At 55.6% G+C, this 17,282-nt stretch carries 18 protein-coding genes and 2 tRNA genes; 5 read left to right on the forward strand and 15 right to left on the reverse strand.

The genetic code is table 11. The annotated features are described in order from the left end of the window. Positions 1–4: 4 nt before the first annotated feature. The 10 genes from nusA to rlmE all read right to left on the reverse strand — a co-directional run bounded on the left by nusA (position 5) and on the right by rlmE (position 8,511). On the reverse strand, positions 5–1,507 hold the full coding sequence (gene nusA, locus CF137_RS00475) for a transcription termination factor NusA (protein WP_042018167.1): 1,503 nt from the start codon (positions 1,505–1,507) through the stop codon (positions 5–7). 14 nt (positions 1,508–1,521) lie between these two features. After that, on the reverse strand, positions 1,522–1,980 hold the full coding sequence (gene rimP, locus CF137_RS00480; protein WP_042018169.1) for a ribosome maturation factor RimP: 459 nt from the start codon (positions 1,978–1,980) through the stop codon (positions 1,522–1,524). A 166-nt stretch (positions 1,981–2,146) separates the two neighbouring features. Then, positions 2,147–2,223: transfer RNA gene (locus CF137_RS00485), tRNA-Met, on the reverse strand. Positions 2,224–2,316: 93 nt separating this feature from the next. Then, positions 2,317–2,401 (reverse strand) — tRNA-Leu (locus CF137_RS00490). A gap of 9 nt (positions 2,402–2,410) precedes the next feature. Next, positions 2,411–2,737, reverse strand: a complete 327-nt coding sequence (secG, locus tag CF137_RS00495; RefSeq protein WP_139717176.1) for a preprotein translocase subunit SecG — start codon at positions 2,735–2,737, stop codon at positions 2,411–2,413. Then, the gene (gene tpiA, locus CF137_RS00500; RefSeq protein WP_139717178.1) at positions 2,738–3,502 is read right to left on the reverse strand and encodes a triose-phosphate isomerase; all 765 of its coding nucleotides are present in this window, start codon (positions 3,500–3,502) and stop codon (positions 2,738–2,740) included. A gap of 131 nt (positions 3,503–3,633) precedes the next feature. Further along, on the reverse strand, positions 3,634–4,968 hold the full coding sequence (gene glmM, locus CF137_RS00505) for a phosphoglucosamine mutase (RefSeq protein WP_101325685.1): 1,335 nt from the start codon (positions 4,966–4,968) through the stop codon (positions 3,634–3,636). A gap of 15 nt (positions 4,969–4,983) precedes the next feature. Beyond that, the gene (gene folP / locus CF137_RS00510) at positions 4,984–5,829 is read right to left on the reverse strand and encodes a dihydropteroate synthase (RefSeq protein ID WP_139717179.1); all 846 of its coding nucleotides are present in this window, start codon (positions 5,827–5,829) and stop codon (positions 4,984–4,986) included. Positions 5,830–5,889: 60 nt separating this feature from the next. After that, positions 5,890–7,836 carry an ATP-dependent zinc metalloprotease FtsH gene (gene ftsH / locus CF137_RS00515; RefSeq protein WP_042018176.1) on the reverse strand — a complete coding sequence of 649 codons (1,947 nt, stop codon included), beginning with the start codon at positions 7,834–7,836 and terminating at the stop codon, positions 5,890–5,892. 45 nt (positions 7,837–7,881) lie between these two features. After that, a complete protein-coding gene (rlmE, locus tag CF137_RS00520; protein WP_068977837.1) occupies positions 7,882–8,511 on the reverse strand; it encodes a 23S rRNA (uridine(2552)-2'-O)-methyltransferase RlmE in 630 nt (209 codons plus the stop codon). A gap of 97 nt (positions 8,512–8,608) precedes the next feature. Here rlmE and yhbY point away from each other — a divergent pair, with 97 nt between their 5' ends. Together yhbY and CF137_RS00530 are read left to right on the forward strand one after the other, a co-directional pair. Beyond that, the gene (yhbY, locus tag CF137_RS00525; RefSeq protein WP_042018180.1) at positions 8,609–8,905 is read left to right on the forward strand and encodes a ribosome assembly RNA-binding protein YhbY; all 297 of its coding nucleotides are present in this window, start codon (positions 8,609–8,611) and stop codon (positions 8,903–8,905) included. 103 nt (positions 8,906–9,008) lie between these two features. Further along, on the forward strand, positions 9,009–9,590 hold the full coding sequence (locus CF137_RS00530) for a PilZ domain-containing protein (protein ID WP_101347944.1): 582 nt from the start codon (positions 9,009–9,011) through the stop codon (positions 9,588–9,590). Positions 9,591–9,662: 72 nt separating this feature from the next. Here CF137_RS00530 and greA read toward each other — a convergent pair whose 3' ends face one another. From greA to pomA, 3 genes are all read right to left on the reverse strand, one after another. Continuing rightward, positions 9,663–10,139 (reverse strand): transcription elongation factor GreA, encoded by a 477-nt coding sequence (gene greA, locus CF137_RS00535; RefSeq protein ID WP_042018182.1) that lies wholly within the window; start codon positions 10,137–10,139, stop codon positions 9,663–9,665. Positions 10,140–10,295: 156 nt separating this feature from the next. Then, a complete protein-coding gene (locus tag CF137_RS00540; protein WP_101321263.1) occupies positions 10,296–11,189 on the reverse strand; it encodes a flagellar motor protein MotB in 894 nt (297 codons plus the stop codon). Positions 11,190–11,197: 8 nt separating this feature from the next. Further along, positions 11,198–11,956, reverse strand: coding sequence for a flagellar motor protein PomA (gene pomA, locus CF137_RS00545; protein ID WP_042018184.1), 759 nt, complete (start codon positions 11,954–11,956; stop codon positions 11,198–11,200). Positions 11,957–12,165: 209 nt separating this feature from the next. On the opposite strand from pomA, the gene xseB reads away from it, so the two are divergent. The 3 genes from xseB to dxs are packed head-to-tail and all read left to right on the forward strand — an operon-like array spanning position 12,166 to position 15,198. Continuing rightward, a complete protein-coding gene (gene xseB / locus CF137_RS00550; protein WP_005338838.1) occupies positions 12,166–12,417 on the forward strand; it encodes an exodeoxyribonuclease VII small subunit in 252 nt (83 codons plus the stop codon). Next, positions 12,418–13,308, forward strand: coding sequence for a (2E,6E)-farnesyl diphosphate synthase (gene ispA / locus CF137_RS00555; RefSeq protein ID WP_139717181.1), 891 nt, complete (start codon positions 12,418–12,420; stop codon positions 13,306–13,308). A 21-nt stretch (positions 13,309–13,329) separates the two neighbouring features. Beyond that, positions 13,330–15,198, forward strand: coding sequence for a 1-deoxy-D-xylulose-5-phosphate synthase (dxs, locus tag CF137_RS00560; RefSeq protein ID WP_139717183.1), 1,869 nt, complete (start codon positions 13,330–13,332; stop codon positions 15,196–15,198). A gap of 76 nt (positions 15,199–15,274) precedes the next feature. Here the strand turns inward: dxs and CF137_RS00565 are convergent, their stop codons facing one another. Then, positions 15,275–16,216: an ABC transporter permease gene (locus CF137_RS00565; RefSeq protein ID WP_101325692.1), complete on the reverse strand. Its 942-nt coding sequence runs from the start codon at positions 16,214–16,216 to the stop codon at positions 15,275–15,277. 3 nt (positions 16,217–16,219) lie between these two features. Further along, positions 16,220–17,194: an ABC transporter permease gene (locus CF137_RS00570; protein WP_101347947.1), complete on the reverse strand. Its 975-nt coding sequence runs from the start codon at positions 17,192–17,194 to the stop codon at positions 16,220–16,222. Positions 17,195–17,282 lie beyond the last annotated feature (88 nt).

Consider the following 17,282-nt stretch of genomic DNA (forward strand, 5'->3'; position numbering starts at 1 on the left):
GATCTTACTCGGACTGCTCTTCTCCGAACCAACAGATATTACGAGCAGCCATAATGAGCTCACCAGCCTTCTCGGCAGTCAACTCTTCGATATCAGCAAGGTCATCAATACCTTGCTCAGCCAAATCTTCCAGAGTGCCAACACCACGGCCCGCCAGAGCGTAAGCCATTTCACGGCTCAGGCCATTCAGATTGAGCAGGTCTTCAGAAGGCTCAACGCCATCAAAAGATTCTTCTTTAGCCAGTGCCTTGGTAGTCAGGGCATCTTTGGCGCGGTTGCGCAGCTCTTCGACCATGTCTTCATCCAGACCATCGACAGCCAGCAACTCGTTAACCGGTACGAAGGCGATCTCTTCCAGAGTCGAGAAGCCCTCTTCCATCAGCAGACCGGCGAACTCATCGTCGATATCCAGGGTGCTGGTGAACAGGTTCATGATGCGGTCGTTTTCAGCCTGATGCTTGGAGCGCATGTCTTCAACGGTCATCACGTTCAGTTCCCAACCGGTCAGCTGGGATGCCAGACGCACGTTCTGACCATTGCGACCGATGGCCTGAGCCAGGTTGGCAGCTTCCACGGCGATATCCATGGTGTGGTTATCTTCATCAACAATGATGGAGGCCACATCGGCAGGCGCCATGGCATTGATCACGTACTGGGCCGGGTTGTCATCGTACAGCACGATGTCAGCACGCTCACCATTCAGCTCGGCTGAAACAGCTTGCACACGGGCACCACGCATACCGATACAAGCACCGATCGGATCGATACGACGATCGTTGGTCTTCACCGCGATCTTGGCGCGAGAGCCCGGATCACGGGCGGCGCCCATGATTTCGATCATCTCTTCGCCGATCTCTGGCACTTCGATGCGGAACAGCTCTTTCAGGAAATCAGGGCTGGAGCGGCTGACAAACAGCTGGGCACCACGGGCTTCCGGGCGAACTGCGTAGAGCAGGCCACGAATGCGGTCACCCGGACGGAAGGTCTCGCGCGGCAGCATGTCATCACGGAAGATCACGGCTTCGGCATTGCTGCCCAGATCGAGAACCACGTTGTCGCGGCTGCTCTTTTTGACCACACCACTGATGATGGTGCCTTCTTTATCTTTAAACTGATCAACTACCTGGGAACGCTCGGCCTCACGCACTTTCTGCACGATAACCTGTTTGGCGGTCTGGGTAGTGATACGGTCGAAAGTAACAGAGTCGATCTGGTCTTCAACATACTCACCGATCTGGATTTCCGGCTGATCAATCTGCGCAGCTTCCAGGGTGATTTCACCGTAGGCATTTTCCATGGATGCTTGATCAGCAACCACTACCCAACGGCGATAGGTGTCGTAGTCACCGGTCTTGCGATCGATTTCAACCCGAACTTCAATCTCGCCTTCATATTTCTTTTTGGTCGCAGTCGCCAGCGCAGTTTCCAGAGCCTGGAAGATCTTCTCGCGGGGTACCGCCTTCTCGTTGGATACTGCGTCAACGACCAGCAAAATCTCTTTATTCATATCCGATAGCCTCGTTAACCAAAGTTCGGCACTATGTTCGCTTTTTGGATATTGGTGAAAGCCAACACATCGTCCTTACCATCTACTGTCAGGGTGATCATGTCGCCTTGCACAGCTTTGATTACGCCTTTGAACTTGCGGCGGTTATTTGTTGCCATCCGAAGCGAAACCGCCGCCTCTTGGCCAACGTATTTTTCGAATTGGGCAACCTTGAACAGGGGGCGATCCAGACCCGGGGAGGACACCTCGAGGTAATACTCCTCGGTAATGGGATCTTCGACATCCATGATGGCGCCAACCTGATGGCTGACTGCTGCACAGCTTTCGACAGTCACACCCTGCTCGCTATCGATGTAGACACGCAAGGTGGAGTAGCTACCCGCACGGGTAAACTCAATACCCCAAAGTTCAAAACCCAAGGCAACGACCGGAGCCTCGAGCAGATCGGTCAAACGTTGTTCCAACGTAGCCAAAGTCACCCTCCGAAAAACAAAAAAAGGGCATAGAGCCCAGATAGATATCGATTCAGAGTAAATCGCACGTAACAAAAAGCCCCGATGTCAAATCGGGGCTTGGCGCTTTACCCTGACTGTCGCCTCGCAGCGACCGCTTTCCTGAGCGTAGGAAATGCGTGAAATTTGGTTGCGGGGGCCGGATTTGAACCGACGACCTTCGGGTTATGAGCCCGACGAGCTACCATGCTGCTCCACCCCGCGTCCGAATCGTGCGAGATTATAGCCACTCTATCATCTTGGTACAAGAGACAGACTGACTATAATATACTCGGTTACCCGAGCTCACTGCTTAATTGGTGCCGTGGGCGGGACTCGAACCCGCACACCCTAGAGCACTACCCCCTCAAGATAGCGTGTCTACCAATTCCACCACCACGGCAAAACTCTCTTACTGGGGAACGTCAGTATCTTTGTTCACTGGCGTTTTAGTCTGCTCAACCTGTTCGGTTTGTTGCAGATTTTCCCACTCACTACCCTGCTTCACCTTGTGTGTGGACATAGATCCAAGCACCAAGCTGATAATGAAAAACAGAGTAGCCAAAATTGCTGTTGTTCGGGTCAGAAAGCTACCTGAACCACCGGAGCCGAATACAGTATTCGATGCCCCTGCGCCGAAGGAGGCGCCCATGTCAGCCCCTTTACCTTGCTGAATCATCACCAGACCAATCAGAGCCAGTGACACCAACAGATAAACGACTAAAAGAATTTCGTACATTTAACTTGCACCCTTTGCCGCTTCAACAATTCCTAAAAACGTGTCGCTATCAAGACTTGCACCACCAATCAGACCGCCATCAATGTCGGGCTGGGCAAACAAATCTCTCGCGTTGGTCGGCGTTACGCTCCCACCATAGATGATTCTAACTTTTTCACCTATTACCGGAGTATCCTCCGCCAAGCGACCGCGTATAAAGGAATGAACCTCTTGTGCCTGCTCGGGTGTGGCGCACTTACCTGTACCTACAGCCCAAATCGGCTCGTAGGCGATGATAGCATTATCGAAAGCCATCGCGCCATTTTTCTCTATGACGATATCCAGTTCTTCAGCGATCACCTCAAAGGCTCTTCTCGCCTGCCTCGCTGCACCTGATTCACCTAAACAGAAGATGGGAATCAAGCCTGCCGCTCTGGCAGCCGCAAACTTCTCTGCGACGATAAAACTGGTCTCACCAAAGAGACGCCTGCGCTCGGAGTGCCCTACCAATACGTAACGACACCCTGCCTCTACCAGCATCTGACACGAGATTTCTCCGGTGTAAGCGCCAGCACCGTGCTGACTCACATTCTGAGCCCCCAACCTTATTACTTTCTGCTCATTGAGCAGTGAAGCACTAAAGTCGAGATGCACATGGGAAGGACAGAGAACTACATCTACTTTTTCATCAACACCTTTCAGGCAGTGACTCGTAAACTGCTCTAACTGCGACCTACTACCGTGCAACTTCCAATTGGCTGCTACAAACGGCTTGCGGTTTCCCATCGGCAACTCCCTTGCGAAAGCGGGGCTGATAATATCCAGAGGATGCTCAGCTGACAAGTGCTATTTTTAATTTTTTGAATCGTTTGAACAAGATACAACCAGGGCGGCTAAAAAGCCGCCCCTTGCGCTCATTAAAACGCCGACTTTACCTGTTGTGCGATACGCTGAGCCATGTCACGTACCTGCTGCTCATGCTCCCCTTCCACCATTACCCTGATGAGAGGCTCGGTACCGGATTTGCGCAACAGAACACGGCCACGACCAGCCAACTCCTGCTCTACCTTGGCGACCTCCTCCATAACAGCATCAGCCGCCAACGGATCATTGCCTTCGGCAAAGCGGACATTCACCAGCACTTGCGGGAACTTACTCATGCCGGAGCGCAACTTGGCCAGCGGCATCTCGGCACTGCGCATGGCAGTCAGCACTTGCAAGGCGGCTACGATGCCATCACCTGTGGTGGTTTGATCCAGGCAGATGATGTGACCTGAGTTCTCACCACCGATACGCCAGCCTTTCTCTTCCATCATCTCCAGCACATAGCGGTCACCCACCTGCGCACGGGCAAACGGAATACCCAAGGTCTGCAAGGCCAGCTCCAGACCCATATTGGCCATCAAGGTGCCGACTACGCCACCTTTGAGGCGACCATTGCGCAAGGCATCGCGGGCGATGATATAGAGGATTTCGTCACCGTCGATGAGATAACCGGTATGGTCAACCATGATCAGGCGATCACCGTCACCATCAAATGCAACCCCCAGATCGGCCTTGCACTCCAACACCTTGGCAACCAGCGCCTCAGGTGCGGTAGAACCGACACCATCGTTAATATTGAGGCCATCCGGGGCACAACCCATGGTGATCACCTCGGCGCCCAATTCGCGGAAAACGGACGGAGCAATGTGATAAGTGGCACCATGGCCACAATCAACCACCATCTTGACGCCATCAAGGTTCATATGAGATGGGAAGGTGCTCTTGCAAAATTCGATATAGCGACCGGCCGCATCATCAATACGCATCGCTTTACCAAGCAGGGCAGACTCGACACAAGTGAGCTCGTGATCAAGTTCGGCCTCGATGGCCATCTCGACATCATCCGGCAATTTGGTGCCATCGGCGGAGAAGAACTTGATGCCGTTGTCATAGAAGGGGTTATGGGAGGCGCTGATGACGATACCGGCTTCGGCACGGAAGGTGCGCGTCAGATAAGCAACCGCCGGAGTGGGCATGGGGCCCATCAGAATGGCCTTGAGACCAGCGGCGGAGAGACCCGCTTCCAGAGCAGATTCCAGCATGTAACCGGAGATACGGGTATCTTTGCCAATCAGCACCTTCTTGGTGCCTTTCTTGGAGAGCACCTTGCCAGCCGCCCAACCCAACTTCATCACGAATTCAGGGGTGATCGGATACTCGCCAACCTTGCCACGCACGCCATCGGTGCCAAAATACTTTCTTGCCATTGTCTGTTCTCTTTATTATTTGGAAATAAAATCTTGTCCCGTCATTACCTGCCAGCCGACGCGCAGTGCATCCATGGTTTCCCGCACATCATGCACCCGGATGATCCGGGCCCCATGCTGCATCCCGATAAGGGCGCATGCCAGACTGCCCGCCAGGCGCTCGTCAACCGGACGGCCCAGCAGGTTGCCTATCATAGACTTTCGCGACATCCCCACCAAGAGCGGCAAGCCATAATCGAGCAGTTCCTTTTGGGCCGCCAGTAGCTGGTAGTTATGCGCAAGGGTCTTGCCAAAGCCGTAGCCGGGATCCAGTAGCAGCTGTTCACGCGCAATACCGGCAGCCATGCAAGCCGTAATTCGCTCATCAAAAAAGCCACGCACCTCCTCCAGCAGATCGTCATAGTGTGGCTCGACCTGCATGGTTCTCGGCTGCCCCTGCATATGCATCAGACAGACAGGAACAGCGGCTTCTGCAGCTGTCTGCAATGCTCCAGGCTCTTGCAGCGCCCTCACATCGTTGATCAGATGGGCACCCGCTTGGCAGCCTTCCCGCATCACCTCCGCCTTGGAGGTGTCGAGCGAGATCATCACCTCCAGCTCTGCGGCTATTCGCTTGATCACTGGGATGACTCTGTCGAGCTCCTCCTGCTCGCTCACATCCGGCGCGCCAGGGCGAGTGGACTCGCCGCCGATATCGATCAGCGTGGCACCATCAGAGACCATCTGACGCGCATGGGCCATCGCCCGTTCAATCTGATTGAAATTGCCACCATCGGAGAAGGAGTCAGGGGTTACGTTGAGGATCCCCATCACATGGGGGCGATCGAGGGAGAGGCTGAGCCCCTTGCTGATTAACTGCATCTTCGCGTCCATTTGCATAAAGAAAAACCCCGGGCAAGCCCGGGGTTTGGAGAGTCACGATTATTTGGCCGGAGCGTCGTTGGCTTTGTCGATAGTGACATCCGCCACCGGTGCTGCCTCATCGGCCGGCTTGGCCTCGGCTGCCACGGTAGAACCACCTTGCGGAGTATCACCGTGTTCGTCATGCCAGTTGCTCGGAGCACGGACCTCGCGGCGCGCCATCAGATCATCGATCTGCTTGGCGTCGATGGTTTCGTACTTCATCAGCGCATCTTTCATGGTGTGCAACACGTCCATGTTATCCAGCAAGATTTGCTTGGAGCGGGCGTAGTTGCGATCAATCACCAGCTTGACCTCGGCATCGATGACGCGGGCGGTATCGTCAGACATATGCTTGGCCTTGGCCATGCTGCGACCGAGGAACACTTCACCATCCTCTTCGGCATAGAGCATGGGACCAAGACGCTCGGACATGCCCCACTGGGTCACCATCTTGCGAGCGATGTCGGTCGCACGCTCGATGTCGTTGGACGCACCGGTCGAGACCTTTTCCGCGCCGTAGATCAGCTCTTCTGCCAAGCGACCGCCATACAGACTGGAGATCATTGACTCCAGATGCTGCTTGGAGTGGCTCCAGCGATCCTGCTCCGGCAGATACATGGTGACACCCAGCGCACGACCACGGGGAATGATTGAGACCTTGTAGACAGGATCATGATCCGGTACCACACGACCAATGATGGCGTGACCCGCCTCATGGTATGCCGTCATCTCCTTCTCGGACTCTTTCATCACCATGGAGCGACGTTCAGCGCCCATCATGATCTTGTCCTTGGCCTTCTCGAACTCAGCCATAGAAACCACACGGCGGCTTTCACGGGCAGAGAACAGGGCCGCTTCGTTGACTAGGTTGGCCAAGTCGGCACCGGAGAAACCGGGGGTACCACGAGCAATCAGCGCCGGATTGACGTCATCCGCCAACGGAACTTTGCGCATGTGTACTTTCAGGATCTGTTCGCGACCACGTACATCTGGCAGACCGACCACAACCTGACGGTCGAAACGACCCGGACGCAGCAATGCCGGATCCAGTACGTCAGGACGGTTGGTTGCAGCGATGACGATGACGCCTTCGTTACCTTCAAAACCATCCATTTCAACCAGCATCTGGTTTAGAGTCTGCTCACGTTCATCGTGACCACCACCCAGACCCGCGCCACGCTGACGACCTACCGCATCAATTTCATCAATGAAGATGATGCAAGGAGAGGACTTCTTGGCCTGTTCGAACATGTCACGTACCCGAGAGGCACCGACACCAACGAACATCTCCACGAAATCGGAACCGGAGATGGTAAAGAACGGAACCTTGGCTTCACCAGCAATGGCCTTGGCCAGCAGGGTCTTACCGGTACCGGGTGGGCCAACCAGCAGCACACCAGTCGGGATCTTGCCGCCCAGTTTCTGGAACTTGCTCGGATCTCGCAGATAGTCGACCAGCTCTTTCACTTCCTCTTTGGCCTCATCACAACCTGCGACATCGGCAAAGGTGGTCTTGATCTGGTCTTCACTCATCAGGCGAGCCTTGCTCTTGCCGAACGACATGGCGCCTTTGCCACCGCCGCCCTGCATCTGACGCATGAAGAAGACCCAGACACCGATCAGCAACAGCATCGGGAACCAGGAGATAAAAATAGAGGTCAACAGAGACGGCTCTTCCGGCTTCTCACCCATCACTTTAACGTTGTGATTGAGCATATCATTGAGCAGCTGGGGATCCGGCGCAGGGATGATGGTGGTGAATTTTTCACCAGTGCGCTTGACGCCATTAATGACCTTACCATCCATCCGCACTTCACGGATCTGCTCTTGGGTCACTTCTTTAACGAAGCTGGAATAGTCCAGCTGGCGACTGGTGGTATCGCTGGGGCTGAAGCTATTGAACACCGACATCAATACGACGGCGATGACCAGCCACAGGATTAAGTTTTTCGCCATGTCACTCAAATCAGTAACCTCGCAGACTGACAGTTAACGATGAAGGGTAGGGTACTACAGTTTAAAACCGGTAGCCACAATGTAGACTTCCCGAGATCTGGCACGGGATGAGTCTGGTTTACGAATTTTAACAGCTGAAAAAAGTTTACGTATTTCATTGAGATAGGTATCAAACCCCTCCCCCTGGAACACCTTCACTACGAAACTGCCGTCACTGCGTAATACCTGATTACACATGTCCAGTGCCAGCTCGACAAGATACATGGCGCGCGCCTGATCCACCTGCTGGGTACCGCTCATGTTAGGTGCCATATCAGACATCACAACATCGACCTTATCGGGACCTACTCTTCCCAGCAAGGCACTGAGCACAGCATCCTCCCGAAAGTCCCCTTGCAGGAAATCGACACCGGCAATGGGATCCATAGGCAAAATATCACATGCGATGACGCGACCCGAGTCACCAACCTGTTCAACCGCAAACTGGGACCAGCCACCAGGAGCAGCCCCCAAATCCACAACTGTCATGCCGTTTTTGAGCAAGCGATCCTTGCCCTGAATCTCGTCAATCTTGAAAACAGCACGGGAACGCAGGCCCAATTTTTGAGCTTTTTTGACGTATTGATCGTCGAAATGTTCTTTTAACCAGCGACTAGAACTGGGGGAACGCTTTTTCTGGGTCATGATAATCGACTTTAAAAAACCACAAGGGTTATTAGTATTAAGGGCTAAGTGGGGTTAGAATACGCCCCTTTCAACCCTGACTTATGAAGAAATTGCGATGATTCTCAACAATAAACAGAAACAGTACCTCAAGGGCCTTGCTCACAGCCTCAAACCCGTCGTCCTGCTGGGTCAGCATGGTCTGACCGAAGGTGTACTGGCCGAAATCGATCTGGCACTGAACCATCACGAGCTGATCAAGGTTAAGGTTGCCGCTGAAGATCGCGAGATGAAGCAACTGGTTATGGATGCAATCGTCCGTGAAACCGCTGCAATCAAGGTGCAAAGCATGGGCCACGTGCTGACTATTTATCGTCAAGCCACCGAGCCAAAAATCCAGCTGCCCCGCAAGTAAAAGGAAAGAGCATCGCTCTTTCCTTATTCCACTTCTTCCCGAGTCGCTTGCCAAAGTAGTCGCAAAGCCCTTAACCTGCGATGAATACTTTTGGACACGCATTATGGCTCACCGTCAAATTCTCACTGAAGATGAGCTGGCCATGCTGCGGGACTTGGGGAGCAATCAGGACACCCATGTCCTGAGTGGACACCTTGATGCCCCCATGCTTGGCTTGCTGCACAAAGCCGAACACCTGGTACTCGAAGCGCGCTTCGCAGGCCATCAGTTACGCTTTCCGCTTACCTTTATCGAAGCCGCTGAGGGTGTGGTCGAGCCACATCTGGCTGCACCAGTGATCAGAGAGCTTGGCTTTACCCAGCCACGGGCCTGGCGTCTCGAACAAAAAGCCAAATTGCACAGCAGTAAAGGGCTCTTTCAAGTATTAAGCCTCTCACTGAACGGCCTCATCGTCGAAAATTTGCCAACCGATATGCTAGCCGATGACTCACTCAGTGGAGAACTCTGCATCGCGCAAGAAGCTTGGTTCCCCCTTGATGCCAGATTGGTTCGGCGCATCAAATCTGATGCCAACCATGCAACCTGGGCACTGAGCTTTCAGATGAGCGAAAGCGATATCGAACGGCTACGTCAGTGGCTGTTCCAGCGCCATCAGGATGCTTTTACCGAGGCTTATCTGCCCTAGCAAGTATCTGAGCCTTAGCCAAATACAACAGGGGAGCACCAGCCCCCCTGTTTCGTCATAACCTGACGTCGCTTAAACGTAAGCTACGTTCAGCACTTCGTATTCCACATCACCGGCAGGAGTCTTGACGATGGCGACGTCGTCTACTTCCTTGCCAATCAGCGCACGGGCAATCGGCGAGTTGACAGAGATAAGGTTCTGTTTGATATCAGCCTCATCATCACCCACGATGCGGTAGATGACCTCTTCCTCTGTCTCGCTCTTGAGCAGCGTCACGGTCGCGCCAAAAATGACACGGCCATTATTGGTGATCTTGGTGACATCGATCACCTGAGCATTGGAGAGCTTGGCTTCAATCTCCTGGATGCGGCCTTCGCAGAACCCCTGCTGCTCACGGGCAGCGTGGTATTCGGCATTTTCTTTCAGATCGCCATGCTCACGCGCATCGGCAATCGCTTCGATAATCTGGGGACGAAGCTCGGTCTTGAGATGGTCGAGCTCTGCGCGCAGCTTCTCAGCGCCGCGAACAGTCATCGGAGTATGATTCATAGTCGAAACCTGGGTTGCTTGAAAATAGACGCTGCGGCTATCTGCTAGGAAGCCGCAGCAATCGGTTCGGATGAGGCATCTTAATATGAAGCCAACACAAAATCCACGTCAGCGCCCTGCCGCCAGTCCGCCTTGGTTGCCCTGCATCGGCAATGCTTACTTCCCTTCCGGTACCGAGATAGGCGCCGATACTGTCGGTTTACCCTGCAGGATAGAGATCTCTACCCGACGGTTCATCCGGCGATTCTCGGGGGTGGTGTTGGGCACCAGCGGCTGGGAATCTGCCATCCCCTGCACCACCAGCCTCTTACCATCGAAACCTGGCACCTTGACCATCTGATGCGCCACCGCGACCGCCCGCTGGGAAGAGAGCTCCCAGTTGGACTGGAACAGCTCATCTTCGGTCGCGACGTTGTCGGTGTGACCAGAAATGGTTATTTCACCCGGTACATCCTTGAGCAACGCCGCAACCTTGCGAATAACCGGCCAGAACTGGGGTTGCAAAAAAGCGGAGCCGGCAGGAAACGACGCTTTCTCCCTGATCCGGATAACGATCTGTTGGCCCAGCGCCTCGATCTCGATAGCACCGTCCTGAATCTGATCTTTCATCTGTTCGGCGAGCGCTTTGGCCAAGGTATTGGACTGCTGCTGTGCTTTTTGCGCATCCTGAGCCGTGTCCCCCCCTGTCTGTTTGCCATCACTCTTATCCTGACCACCAGCCTGATCCGACTCACCGGGCAGAAACTCCAGTTCGGTCTGGGTCATGTCGATGGTCTGCTGCATCACAGTATCAATCGGCGTTGGCTCGGGCCGGCCAGGCCGAAATTCCTGGGCAATCACAGAGGTTCCCTTGGGAATATCTTTTACCTCGAGAATATTCTGCACCCCGAAGGCTTTTTCCATGGAGCCCGCAATTTGTTTGAATTTTTGGACGTCCATCTCGGCAAAGGAGAGCAACAACACAAAGAAACACATCAACAGTGACATCAAGTCGGCAAACGTACCCATGTACGCGGGTAGGCCGGGCGGCGGACACTTGCAATCGGACATTCTGCCCCCTACTCGGTGCCGGTATTACGTTTGGATTGGTTCAGATAGTTTTGCAACATCGACTGGATCACCCGCGGGTTCTGGCCATCCTGAATCCCCATAATGGCGTCCAGAATCAACGCTCGACACAGTTTTTCCTCGCCGCTACGCAGCTCCAGCTTGTCCGCGATGGGAATCGCGACCATGTTTGCCAAAATCGCACCATAAAGGGTGGTCAACAAGGCAACCGCCATCGCCGGGCCGATTGACTTGGGGTCACTCATGTTGGCCAGCATAGCTACCAACCCCACCAGAGTACCTATCATCCCCATGGCAGGGCCCAGATCCCCTAGGGTACGGAAAACCTTGATGGCGGTGACATGACGTTCGGCAGTCAACTCGATATCTTTTTCCATCACGGCACGTACCACATCGGCATCGTGGCCATCCACCAGCATATCGATCCCTTTTTTCATGAAAGGGTTGGGGATCTCAGCCGCTTCCAGCGCCAGAAAGCCCCCTTTGCGAGCTGCATCAGCCAGTTCGACCGCCTTGGTAATTAAATCATCCAGCTTGTCGCCCTTGTACATAAAGGCTTTGCCGCCAACCTTGAATGCCATAAAGAACTGGCCAATGTTGAACTTCATCATGGCGATGAAGATTGAACCAAAAATGGTGATATAGACCGATGGCATATCCACATACATGCTCATGGGGCCGCCCAGCAGCATGCCGTAAACCACCACCCCGAAACCCAGCACTATCCCGATCAGACTGCCTAGATCCACGTTCCTACTCCTGTCACCCGTTCTTATGGCTATTATAGTCTGTTGAATTTTCTGCTATTGCGTCCCACGCAGCAAGCCTCAACCCACAGAGAATGATGGCTCATTATCGGCCAGTTTAGCGAGAGTTTGAGGGGCCAGTGCTTTTCTGCCTCCCCCCTGCGGACGGTCGATGTTAATATAAGCCGTTTTTTCAATCCCCGAGGATGGACATGGCCAGTAAAAAAATCGACCGTCTGAGTTTTGATGCCACTCTGGAAGAGCTGGAAACCATCGTTCATCAGCTGGAACAAGGTTCCCTACCCCTGGAAGAGGCGCTCAAACAGTTCGAGCAAGGAGTCCATCTGGTGCGGGCCGGTCAGCAGAAGCTGGAACTGGCCGAACAGAAGATCCAGATCCTGCTCAGTCAAGCCGATGGCAGTGACCAGCTCGCCCCCTTCCAGCCAGAACAAGGAGAGGAGTGAGTGGCGCTGGACCATTTTTCCCGTCTGCATCGTCAGCGTATTGACGACTGTCTGTCAGCACAACTTGAATCCTTGCCCGCCATGGCGCCGCGCCTGCGCGATGCCATGAGTTATGGCCTGCTGCTGGGCGGCAAGCGGGTTCGCCCGTTTCTGGTCTACGCGGTCGGCGAGATGCTGGGCGTCAAGAGCGAACTGCTGGATGGCCCTGCGGCTGCCGTGGAGTGCATCCACGCCTACTCCCTGCTGCACGATGACCTGCCCGCCATGGATAACGACGACCTGCGTCGTGGTCAGCCAACCGTTCACAAGGCGTTTGACGAAGGAACCGCCATTCTGGCCGGTGATGCGCTGCAGACCCTGGCGTTCTCCATTCTGGCCGATCACCCCATGCCCGACTCCTTGATGGCCAACCGGGTGCGGATGCTGAGTACCCTCGCCCGCGCCTCCGGCTATCTCGGTATGTGTGGTGGTCAGGCGCTGGATCTGCAGGCCGAAGGGCGCCAGATCACGCTTGCCGAACTGGAGCAGGTACACCGCCACAAGACCGGTGCGCTGATTGAATGCGCCGTGGCGCTCGGCGCCCTGTGCAAAGCCGATGTCGATGACGACACGCTGGCTGCCCTGCAAACCTACGCCGCTGCCATCGGGCTGGCTTTTCAGGTGCAGGATGACATCCTCGATATCATCGGTGATACCGCCACCCTCGGCAAGCCGCAAGGCTCTGACCTGGCGCTGGAGAAAAGTACCTATCCGGCCCTGCTCGGTCTTGAAAATGCCCGTGAGCTGGCTCGCGAACTGCACGGCAAAGCCTTAACAGCCCTGCAATCCTTGCCCTACAATACCGACATTCTGGAAGCGTTTGCCGATTACATCATCGAGCGAACCCACTAAACGCTGGATAACAGTAACAATATGAGCGTTGATATTAGCAATTTCCCCAACCTGGCCCTGGCGGATACGCCAATCGAGCTGCGTTCCTTGCCCAAAGATCGGCTGCCGGCGCTGTGCAACGAGCTGCGCGAATATCTGCTGCGCTCGGTCAGCCGCTCCAGCGGACACTTTGCCTCCGGTCTCGGCACGGTCGAACTGACCGTGGCGCTGCACTACGTCTATAACACGCCGTTTGATCGGTTGATCTGGGACGTGGGCCATCAGGCCTATCCCCACAAGATCCTGACCGGACGCCGTGATCGGATCCACACCATCCGTCAGAAGGATGGTCTGCACCCCTTCCCCTGGCGTGGCGAGAGCGAGTACGACGTACTCAGCGTCGGCCACTCCAGTACCTCCATCGGTGCCGCGCTCGGCATGGCGGTTGCCGCCGAGAGCGAAGGGCTGGGTCGCAAGGTGGTTGCTGTGATCGGGGATGGAGCCATTACTGCGGGGATGGCGTTTGAAGCGCTGAACCACGCCGGTGATGTGCACAAAGACATGCTGGTGATCCTCAACGACAACGAGATGTCCATCTCCGAGAATGTCGGCGCACTCAACAACCATCTGGCCCGGGTCATGTCCGGCAAGCTCTACACCACCATCCGCGAAGGCGGCAAGAAGGTGCTGGCGGGTCTGCCACCGGTCAAGGAGCTGGCCAAGCGGGCCGAAGAGCACCTCAAGGGGATGGTGGTGCCCGGCACCCTGTTCGAGGAGTTCGGCTTCAACTATATCGGCCCCATCGACGGCCACGATATCGAGGCGCTGGTCGAGACCCTGCGCAACATGCGCAACCTCAAGGGCCCGCAGCTACTGCACGTCAAGACCAAGAAGGGTAAGGGTTACGAGCCGGCGGAGAAAGACCCCATCGGTTATCATGCTGTACCCAAGTTCAACCCGGATGAGTGCTCCCTGCCCAAGGCGAGCGGTGCCAAACCCACTTTCTCCGCCATCTTTGGCCAGTGGCTGTGCGACATGGCCGCCAAAGACGAGAAGCTGGTCGGTATCACCCCCGCCATGCGCGAAGGCTCCGGGCTGGTCAAATTCAGCCAACAATATCCGGATCGCTACTTCGATGTGGCCATTGCCGAGCAGCATGCGGTCACCTTTGCCGCTGGCCTTGCCATCGCCGACAAGAAGCCGGTGGTCGCCATCTATTCGAGCTTCCTGCAGCGCGCCTACGATCAGGTGATCCACGACGTGGCGCTGCAAGGTCTGCCGGTGCTGTTCGCCATCGACCGGGCCGGTCTGGTGGGCGCTGATGGCCCAACCCATCAGGGGGCGTTTGATATCAGCTTCCTGCGCACCGTACCCAATATGGTGGTGATGACGCCGTCCGACGAGAACGAATGCCGTCAGATGCTCTATACCGGCTATCTCCATCAGGGCCCTGCCGCCGTGCGTTACCCCCGCGGCAGCAGCCTGAGCGATGCCCCCGTCTCGTCAGAGATGCAGGCGCTGGAACTCGGCAAAGGTCGCATAGTGCGAGAGGGCAAGGGCACCGCCATTCTGGCCTTTGGCACCCTGCTGCACGCTGCGAAAGCAGCTGCCGAGGCACTGGATGCCACCCTGGTGGACATGCGTTTCGTCAAACCGATGGATGAGGCGCTGGTGCTTTCCCTTGCTGCAAGTCACGATCACTTCGTCACTCTCGAAGACAACGCCATCATGGGCGGCGCCGGTTCGGCGGTGAACGAGTTGCTGATGCGCAATAAACAGTGCAAGCCGGTGCTCAACCTCGGCCTGCCGGATCGCTTCGTGGAACAGGGCACCCAGCAGGAGATCTATACCCTGCTCGGTCTGGACGATGCTGGCATCCAGCACAGCATCGAAAGCTGGCTGCAAGCCTGACCTGCTGCGAGTTAAAGAGTAAATAAGAGAAGGGCGCCTGATGGCGCCCTTCTTGTATCTTCACTTCTGACCCGAGTTAACCCTTGTAAATCTTCGGGTTAAACACATCCCGCAGCCAGTCACCCAGCAGGTTGATGACCAGCACCAGCACCACCAGACAGATCCCCGGGAAGGCGGTGATCCACCAGGAGCCGGAGAAGATGTAGTTGAAGCCGACGCTGATCAGCGACCCCAGTGACGGCTGGTCTACCGGCATCCCGAGACCGAGGAAGGAGAGTGCCGCCTCGCTCATGATGGCGTTGGCCACCTGCACGGTGGAGATCACCAGAATGGGCGACAGACAGTTCGGCAGAATGTGGCGGAACATGATGCGCGGGGCACGGAATCCCATCACCTTGGCCGCTTCCACATACTCCTTCTTCTTCTCGGCCAGCACAGAGGCGCGCACGGTACGGGCGTACTGTGGCCACTCGGCTACACCGATGATCACCACCAGCATCATGATGGCGAACTTCGAGTAGAACTCGGAGCCAAAGGTTGCCTGAAAGATGGCGGAGATGATGATCGCCACCATCATGGTGGAGAATGACAACTGCACGTCGGCAAAGCGCATCAGCAGGTTGTCGATGCGACCGCCGAAGTAACCGGCGATCAGACCGATAACGATGCCGAGCACCAGCTGCAGCGCCACCGCAAACAGACCGATGGAAAGCGAGATACGGGCACCATAGAGGATGGTGCTCCAGATATCGCGCCCCTGGTTATCGGTACCGAGCCAGAAACGTGCATCGCCCCCTTCCAGCCAGGAGGGTGGCAGTTCGGCATCCATCAGATCAAAACTGGTCTGGTCATAGACGTTGTGCGGTGCCAGCCAGGGCGCCAGCAGCGCCGCCAGCACAAACAGCACGAATATGGCAAAGCTGAACATGGCTACCTTGTCCCGCAGGAAGTAGTAGACGATGTCAGAGTTCTTGACGCGCGCCCAACGGCCCGGGCGTGCAGTTACAGCATTAGTCATCTGTTACCCCTTGGCGGTCAGGTTGACGGTCGGGTTGATAAACCCGTAGAGCAGGTCGACCAGCGTGTTGGTCACCACGAAAATCAGCCCCACGAAGATGACGTAGGCGGTGATCAGCGGGGTATCGACCCGGTGGATCGCCTCGAGGAACAGGAAACCGGTCCCCGGCCACTGGAACACGCTCTCGGTCAGGATGGTGTAAGCCACCATGGTGCCGATCTGCACCCCACCGACGGTGATCACCGGCAGCATGGTGTTTTTGAGGGCGTGGCTGTAGTAGACCTTGTTGTTGTCCAGCCCCTTGGCACGGGCGAACTTGACGTACTCGGAGGAGAGCTGCTCCAGCATCTCGGAGCGCACCAGCCGGATAAACAGCGGCAGCATGATGGAGGAGAGCGACACCGCAGGCAGGATCAGGTGCAAGATACCATCCCAGGTGAAGAAGCCCGACTCCCAGCCCAGCAGGTTATAGGTCTCGCCGCGGCCATAGGCCGGCAGCCAACCCAGCTGGATGGAGAAGAGATACATCAACATGATGGCAGTCAAAAACACCGGGATCGAGATGCCGATACTGCTCCCCGCCATGATGATCTTGGTGCCAATGCTGCGCGGGTGGATCGCCGAGTAAACACCGAGCGGGATAGAGACCACTACGATGATCAGCGCAGCGGCAAACACCAGCTCAAGGGTAGCCACCAGCTTGTCGAGGATCACCTCGAGAGCAGGTCGCTTGAAGAAATAGGAGGTGCCCAAATCCCCATGCACCGCATTTTTCAAAAAGCGGCTGTATTTAATGAGGAAGGGATCATTGAGGCCCATCTTCTCACGCAACTCGTGACGCTGGGCTTCGGAGACCGATTGTCCCACCATCTCGCGCAACGGGTCACCCAGGTTGTCCTGGATGGAGAAGGCGACCAGGCTGATGACGAACATCACTATCACGGCCTGATAGAACCGTTTCAGCAGGAATGTAAACATGCTTGTCCTTCTACGTGGCCTGTGTCTTGGCACAGGCTTCTGTTAGTGGGCGGAGTAGCCAGCTGACCACCCCGCCCGGTCCTTCCTT

It is taken from the genome of Aeromonas sobria (genome assembly GCF_006243315.1).
GTDB classification, from domain to species: Bacteria; Pseudomonadota; Gammaproteobacteria; order Enterobacterales; family Aeromonadaceae; genus Aeromonas; species Aeromonas sobria_A.

Coding starts and splice junctions, on each gene's coding strand:
- nusA (WP_042018167.1), bottom strand. CDS start 1,507: ATGAATAAAGAGATTTTGCTGGTCGTTGACGCAGTATCCAACGAGAAG.
- secG (WP_139717176.1), bottom strand. CDS start 2,737: ATGTACGAAATTCTTTTAGTCGTTTATCTGTTGGTGTCACTGGCTCTG.
- tpiA (WP_139717178.1), bottom strand. CDS start 3,502: ATGGGAAACCGCAAGCCGTTTGTAGCAGCCAATTGGAAGTTGCACGGT.
- glmM (WP_101325685.1), bottom strand. CDS start 4,968: ATGGCAAGAAAGTATTTTGGCACCGATGGCGTGCGTGGCAAGGTTGGC.
- folP (WP_139717179.1), bottom strand. CDS start 5,829: ATGCAGTTAATCAGCAAGGGGCTCAGCCTCTCCCTCGATCGCCCCCAT.
- rlmE (WP_068977837.1), bottom strand. CDS start 8,511: ATGACCCAGAAAAAGCGTTCCCCCAGTTCTAGTCGCTGGTTAAAAGAA.
- yhbY (WP_042018180.1), top strand. CDS start 8,609: ATGATTCTCAACAATAAACAGAAACAGTACCTCAAGGGCCTTGCTCAC.
- CF137_RS00530 (WP_101347944.1), top strand. CDS start 9,009: ATGGCTCACCGTCAAATTCTCACTGAAGATGAGCTGGCCATGCTGCGG.
- greA (WP_042018182.1), bottom strand. CDS start 10,139: ATGAATCATACTCCGATGACTGTTCGCGGCGCTGAGAAGCTGCGCGCA.
- CF137_RS00540 (WP_101321263.1), bottom strand. CDS start 11,189: ATGTCCGATTGCAAGTGTCCGCCGCCCGGCCTACCCGCGTACATGGGT.
- xseB (WP_005338838.1), top strand. CDS start 12,166: ATGGCCAGTAAAAAAATCGACCGTCTGAGTTTTGATGCCACTCTGGAA.
- dxs (WP_139717183.1), top strand. CDS start 13,330: ATGAGCGTTGATATTAGCAATTTCCCCAACCTGGCCCTGGCGGATACG.
- CF137_RS00565 (WP_101325692.1), bottom strand. CDS start 16,216: ATGACTAATGCTGTAACTGCACGCCCGGGCCGTTGGGCGCGCGTCAAG.
- CF137_RS00570 (WP_101347947.1), bottom strand. CDS start 17,194: ATGTTTACATTCCTGCTGAAACGGTTCTATCAGGCCGTGATAGTGATG.